4 protein-coding genes are annotated in these 5,863 nt (G+C 72.0%); 2 read left to right on the top strand and 2 right to left on the bottom strand.

What is annotated here, in order from left to right; translation table 11 throughout:
• Positions 1–1,544, bottom strand: a 1,544-nt coding sequence (locus FNH04_RS40045; protein ID WP_322725245.1) for a BACON domain-containing protein, incomplete at its 3' end; no start/stop codon positions are given.
• A 241-nt stretch (positions 1,545–1,785) separates the two neighbouring features.
• On the opposite strand from FNH04_RS40045, the gene radA reads away from it, so the two are divergent.
• Both radA and disA read left to right on the top strand, forming a co-directional pair.
• Positions 1,786–3,195, top strand: a complete 1,410-nt coding sequence (gene radA / locus FNH04_RS40040) for a DNA repair protein RadA (protein ID WP_152791044.1) — start codon at positions 1,786–1,788, stop codon at positions 3,193–3,195.
• Between the two features lie 82 nt (positions 3,196–3,277).
• Positions 3,278–4,402, top strand: coding sequence for a DNA integrity scanning diadenylate cyclase DisA (gene disA / locus FNH04_RS40035; protein WP_322725243.1), 1,125 nt, complete (start codon positions 3,278–3,280; stop codon positions 4,400–4,402).
• 518 nt (positions 4,403–4,920) lie between these two features.
• Here disA and FNH04_RS40030 read toward each other — a convergent pair.
• Positions 4,921–5,736 (bottom strand): hypothetical protein, encoded by an 816-nt coding sequence (locus FNH04_RS40030; protein ID WP_322725241.1) that lies wholly within the window; start codon positions 5,734–5,736, stop codon positions 4,921–4,923.
• Positions 5,737–5,863: the final 127 nt, after the last annotated feature.

Here is a 5,863-nt window from a genome sequence, read left to right as displayed (position 1 = left end):
GGGGTGGGGCGCGGGTCCTCCGGCCAAGGTGCGGTGCCGTATCCCTCGAGGGAGACGACGGCCCCGGTGGGCGCGATCGTCACCCGTGCGCTCCAGTGCCCAGCCGGCTCGCGCAGGTGGTCGACGTACACCTTGATCGTCAACGTTTCACCCGGGGCGAGGGTTCCCGAGGACCGGCTGAAGTAGATCCAGTTCTGGCGCGTGCGCACGGACCAGTCGACCGGTGCTGTCCCGGTCGCGGTCAGGGTGATGACCTTGGTGTCACCGGGGGCACCGCTGTCGCCGACCTCGATGTCGAGCTCCCCGGCCCCCTCTCCGGGGGCGCTGATGACCTCGACGGAGACGTCGGAGGCGTGCTTGGCCTTCTTGACGTAGCGGGCGTCCGGTTCGGCCCCGGCGTTGCCCGCGTGCTCGTACGCGCCCGCGGCCTCGCCGCGCAGCCCGGTGGGCCCCTGTGCCTCGCGCGCGGTGGCGACGCTGCCGGCGACTCCCTCTCCGGTCAGGGGCGCCCCCCGGTAGGCGGCCCAGAGGGCGAGGACGGGTGCGGCGACCACGGTGGCGACGACGGTCGTCGTGACGGCACGCGCGCGCAGGCGGTCGCGGCGGGCCGCGCGGACCCTGGGGTCCATGGGGAAGCCGCGCCGGTCGAAGCGCGGAGCGCCGCCACGCGCGCGTGTGAGGTGGGCCGTCGCCAGGTGCAGGGCCGCGCGCGGGGCTTCGAGCACCGGCAGTGCGGCGGGGGTGACGGTGGTGCCGGGCCAGCGGCCGGGGGCGGCGCGCTCGGCGGTGCGGCGGCAGCCGGGGCAGTCGTCGACATGGCGGACGAGTTCGTGGCGCAGGGTGGTGCTGAGGACGAGCTGGTGGTCGCCGGTGAGCCGGGCGACGCTCGGACAGGAACCGGTCTCGACGACGGCGAGCGCTGCACGGGTGCGCTCCACCTCGCAGGCGGCGGAGGCGAGCAGGTCGCGCGCGGCGGCGGGGGCCAAGCCGAGGACGGCGGCGACCTCGTGCGGCGCGAGCTGGTGACGTACGGCGAGTTCCAGCGCCTCACGCTGTTCGGGCGTCGTACCGGCGGCCTCGGGCCAGGCGAGCAGGGCGAGTTCCCGCTGTCGCCGCTGCCGGTCCTCCTCGGAGACGGCGGGGGCGGCTTTCTGGGCCGTTTTCTGGGCCGTCTTCTGGGCGTGGTGTTTCTCGGTGCCGTGGCGGCCGGACGCATGCGTGCTCAGACGTTTCTGCTTGTCCTCGGCCAGTCTCCGCAGACACGCCCAGCGGGCCAGGGCGTACAGCCAGGACCGGCGGTCCGCCTCGGCGTCGGGGCCGCGGCGGCGCTCGGCGAGGGCGAGGACGTCGACCAGGGCGGCGGTCGCCGCGTCGTGGTCGCACAGCGCGGACAGACAGTAGGTGAACAGGCCGTCCAGATACGGCTCGTGGCACGCGGACGGGCGCTGCGCCGACGACTGCGCGGTCTCTCGGTCGCGCGCCTCGCGGTGCGCTCGGTGTGCGCCGACGGTGCGGGGGGAGGTCTCCGGGCTGCTGCTCATCACCCGTGCGACCGTATGCGGCGGCCGGTGACCCCTTCTCCCTCCTTGCCCTCTTTTAATCCATACGGGTGAAACGATCCCTCATAAGGGGACAGGAAGAGGGGGTTCCGCGGCTTATGACCGTTCCTGTGACCGTTCCTGCCGACCGGACCGAAGGCCGGGCGCGGGCACCCGGCGCGGCACCGGTCGGGGTGTTGTCCACAGGCCGCACGCGGTGTCAGTGGGCTCGGTTACGGTTTCGTCCATGGCTGCCCGTACCAAGACCACCAAGGACCGGCCGTCCTACCGCTGCACCGAGTGCGGCTGGCAGACGGCCAAGTGGCTCGGCCGCTGCCCCGAGTGCCAGGCATGGGGGACGGTCGAGGAGTACGGCGCGCCCGCGGTCCGTACGACGACACCGGGCCGCGTCACCACCTCAGCGCTGCCGATCGGGCAGGTGGACGGGCGCCAGGCCACCGCCCGCTCCACCGGCGTGCCGGAGCTCGACCGCGTCCTCGGCGGCGGTCTCGTCCCCGGCGCCGTCGTCCTCCTCGCGGGCGAGCCCGGGGTCGGCAAGTCCACGCTGCTGCTGGACGTGGCCGCCAAGGCGGCGAGCGACGAGCACCGCACCTTGTACGTCACGGGCGAGGAGTCGGCGAGCCAGGTCCGGCTGCGCGCCGACCGCATCAAGGCCATCGACGACCACCTCTACCTCGCGGCGGAGACCGACCTGGCCGCCGTGCTCGGTCACCTGGACGCGGTGAAGCCCTCGCTGCTGATCCTCGACTCCGTGCAGACGGTGGCCTCCCCGGAGATCGACGGCGCCCCCGGCGGTATGGCCCAGGTCCGCGAGGTCGCCGGAGCCCTGATCCGTGCCTCCAAGGATCGCGGTATGGCCACCCTCCTCGTGGGCCATGTCACCAAGGACGGCGCGATCGCGGGCCCGCGCCTGCTGGAGCACCTCGTGGACGTGGTGCTGCACTTCGAGGGCGACCGCCACGCGCGCCTGCGGCTCGTACGGGGCGTCAAGAACCGATACGGCGCGACGGACGAGGTCGGCTGCTTCGAGCTGCACGACGAGGGCATCACGGGTCTGGCCGACCCGAGCGGTCTGTTCCTGACCCGCCGCGCCGAGCCCGTGCCGGGCACGTGCCTGACGGTGACGCTGGAGGGCCGCCGCCCCCTGGTCGCCGAGGTCCAGGCGCTCACCGTCGACTCGCAGATCCCCTCTCCGCGCCGTACGACCTCCGGGCTGGAGACCTCCCGGGTCTCGATGATGCTCGCCGTCCTGGAGCAGCGCGGCCGGATCAGCGCCCTGGGCAAGCGGGACATCTACTCCGCGACGGTCGGGGGCGTGAAGCTCTCGGAGCCGGCCGCGGACCTGGCGATAGCGCTCGCGCTGGCGTCCGCGGCGAGTGACACCCCGCTGCCCAAGAACCTCGTCGCGATCGGCGAGGTGGGTCTCGCGGGTGAGGTGAGACGGGTCACGGGCGTCCAGCGCCGCCTCGCCGAGGCCCACCGCCTCGGCTTCACGCACGCGCTCGTACCGGGCGATCCCGGGAAGGTCCCGCCCGGGATGAAGGTCCTGGAAGTGGCCGATATGGGGGACGCGCTGAGAGTTCTTCCACGCTCCCGTCGCAGAGAGGCCCCACGGGAGGAGGAGGACCGCCGGTAGACTTTGCCCTGGTCTCGCCCGTCCGTACGAACCAAGGGTGCGAAACGGGAGCGCCTGAAGAACCTGCGACCGGAGGAGTGCAGTGGCAGCCAACGACCGGGCAGCAGCTCCCGGAAAGTCCGGTGGGAGCTCCGGTGCCGATGGCCTGATGCGCGCCTCACTGAGCGCCGTGGCCCCGGGCACGGCCCTGCGCGACGGCCTTGAGCGGATTCTCCGCGGCAACACCGGCGGGCTCATCGTGCTCGGCTCCGACAAGACCGTCGAGGTGATGTGTACCGGCGGCTTCGTCCTGGACGTCGAGTTCACGGCGACGCGGCTCCGTGAGCTGTGCAAGCTCGACGGCGGCATCGTGCTGTCCTCGGACCTGTCGAAGATCCTGCGGGCGGGTGTGCAGCTGGTGCCCGACCCGACGATCCCGACGGAGGAGACGGGCACCCGGCACCGCACGGCGGACCGGGTGTCGAAGCAGGTCGGCTTCCCCGTCGTCTCCGTCTCCCAGTCCATGCGGCTCATCGCGCTGTACGTCGACGGTCAGCGCCGTGTGCTCGAGGACTCGGCGGCGATCCTGTCCCGCGCCAACCAGGCCCTCGCGACCCTGGAGCGGTACAAGCTCCGGCTGGACGAGGTCGCGGGCACGCTGTCCGCGCTGGAGATCGAGGACCTGGTGACGGTCCGCGATGTCTCAGCGGTGGCCCAGCGGCTGGAGATGGTGCGCCGGATCGCCACGGAGATCGCCGAGTACGTGGTAGAGCTGGGCACGGACGGGCGTCTGCTTGCCCTGCAGCTGGACGAGTTGATCGCCGGGGTGGAGCCTGAGCGCTCGCTGGTGGTCCGGGACTACGTACCCGAGCCGACGGCCAAGCGTTCCCGCACGGTCGACGAGGCGCTCGCCGAACTGGACGCGCTCACCCATGCGGAGCTGCTCGAACTGCCCACAGTGGCACGCGCGTTGGGCTACACGGGCTCTCCTGAGGGCATGGACTCCGCGGTGTCGCCGCGCGGCTTCCGGCTGCTGGCGAAGGTGCCGCGGCTGCCGGGTGCGATCATCGACCGGCTGGTGGAGCACTTCGGGGGCCTGCAGAAGCTGCTGGCGGCGAGTGTGGACGACCTCCAGACGGTGGACGGAGTGGGCGAGGCACGGGCGCGCAGCGTACGGGAGGGGCTGTCGCGGTTGGCGGAGTCGTCGATTCTCGAGCGGTACGTCTAGCCTGCGGCGCTCGGCCGGTGCTCTGGGTGCGCTCTGTGGGTGGGGTGCTCTGGGTGGGGGTGACCGTCTCCGGGGTTGCTCCCCGGGCCCCGCTGTGGGCCTGAACGGCCTCGTCCTCAAGCGCCGGACGGGCTGGTGCTGGTTGTTGTTGGACTGGGCCGCGGAAGGCACCGGAGGAGACTGAAGGGCTCTCTCGCCGTGTTGCCCGGCCCTGGCCAACGGCCCTTTGCTCTCAACCCTTCGGACCTGGCCCCTGGCCCTCTGCTCGCTCCGTCCCTGGCCCCGGCCTCTGCCTCGCTCCAGCCCCGGCCTGGCCCTCTGCCTGATTCCGGCCCTGGCCCCGGCCTCGCTCCTGGACCCTGGCCTTCGCCCCTTCGCCTTGAGCCTCGACCCAGACCGTCGCCTCAGCCCTTCGCCTTGAGCCTCGACCCAGACCGTCGCCTCAGCCCTTCGCCCCGAGCCTCGACCCAAACCGCCGCCTCAGCCCTTCGCCCCGAGCCTCGACCCAGACCGTCGTCTCAGTCCTTCGCCAGTACGAACGACGTCTGTGCCTTCGTCAGGGACGGCGCCTTGGCCTCTACCAGGTAGGTGCCCGCAGGGGCCGAACCGCCTGACGGCGTCGCGCAGTTGGGGGCGCTCGGCTTGCGGTTCCATTTGAGGGTGTGGCCGGCGGTGCCCTTGGCGGGGACGCGGAACGTGAGGCTGGCGGCTTCCTCGGGGCAGTCGGCGGAGGACCAGATGTCGTCGTCGCTGTCGGCCTGAGTGATCGTCAACACCGTGCTCCTGGGGCCGAGATCGACCTTGCAGTCGGTGTCGGAGGAGTTCCGGGCGATCAGTTCGAAGGTGGGCTCCTGGCCGGGCTCGTACGTGTTCTTGGTGCCGCGCACCGTCAACTTGACTGCGGCCGCAGTGCAGTTGGGGAGGCTCGAACCGGCCGGGACCTGTTCGCCCGAGCTGCCGCCACCCGTGTCACCCGAACCGCCGCCCCCGGAACCGCTGGTCGCCTCGGCTCCGCCCGCTGAGGCATCGGAGCCGTCGTCGCCCGCATCGGAGTCCGAACCCGAGCCGGACGTGTCGCCGCCGCCGCTCGACTCGTCGCGTCCGCCCGGTGCTTGACTGATCGCGGGACCGGAACTCGTGGGCCCCGGTGTGATCGAGGGCACGGGGTTCTTGCCGTTGGCCCCGTTCTCGCTGCCCCCGCCGTTGCCGTCCCCGCTGGTGACCACCCAGGTGACCAGGAGCGCCAGCAGCGCGGCGACGGTCAGCAGAACGGCCCTCCGTCGCCAGTAGATGGAGGAGGGAAGCGGCCCGACCGGATTGCGCAGAGATCCCACGGCGCAAACTGTACGAGAGATTCACCACTCCCTTTGCCCCACCCCGCCGCCCAGCCCTTGTTTTCTCCGGATCATCATCTAGATACGGCGTCCCGCCCACCGCTTCGCGCCCCATGGCTCATGGCCC

It is taken from the genome of Streptomyces phyllanthi (genome assembly GCF_009377205.1).
GTDB lineage: Bacteria > Actinomycetota > Actinomycetes > Streptomycetales > Streptomycetaceae > Streptomyces > Streptomyces phyllanthi.
This window is presented reverse-complemented; position numbering and strand designations above follow the sequence as displayed.

Coding starts and splice junctions, on each gene's coding strand:
- radA (WP_152791044.1), top strand. CDS start 1,786: ATGGCTGCCCGTACCAAGACCACCAAGGACCGGCCGTCCTACCGCTGC.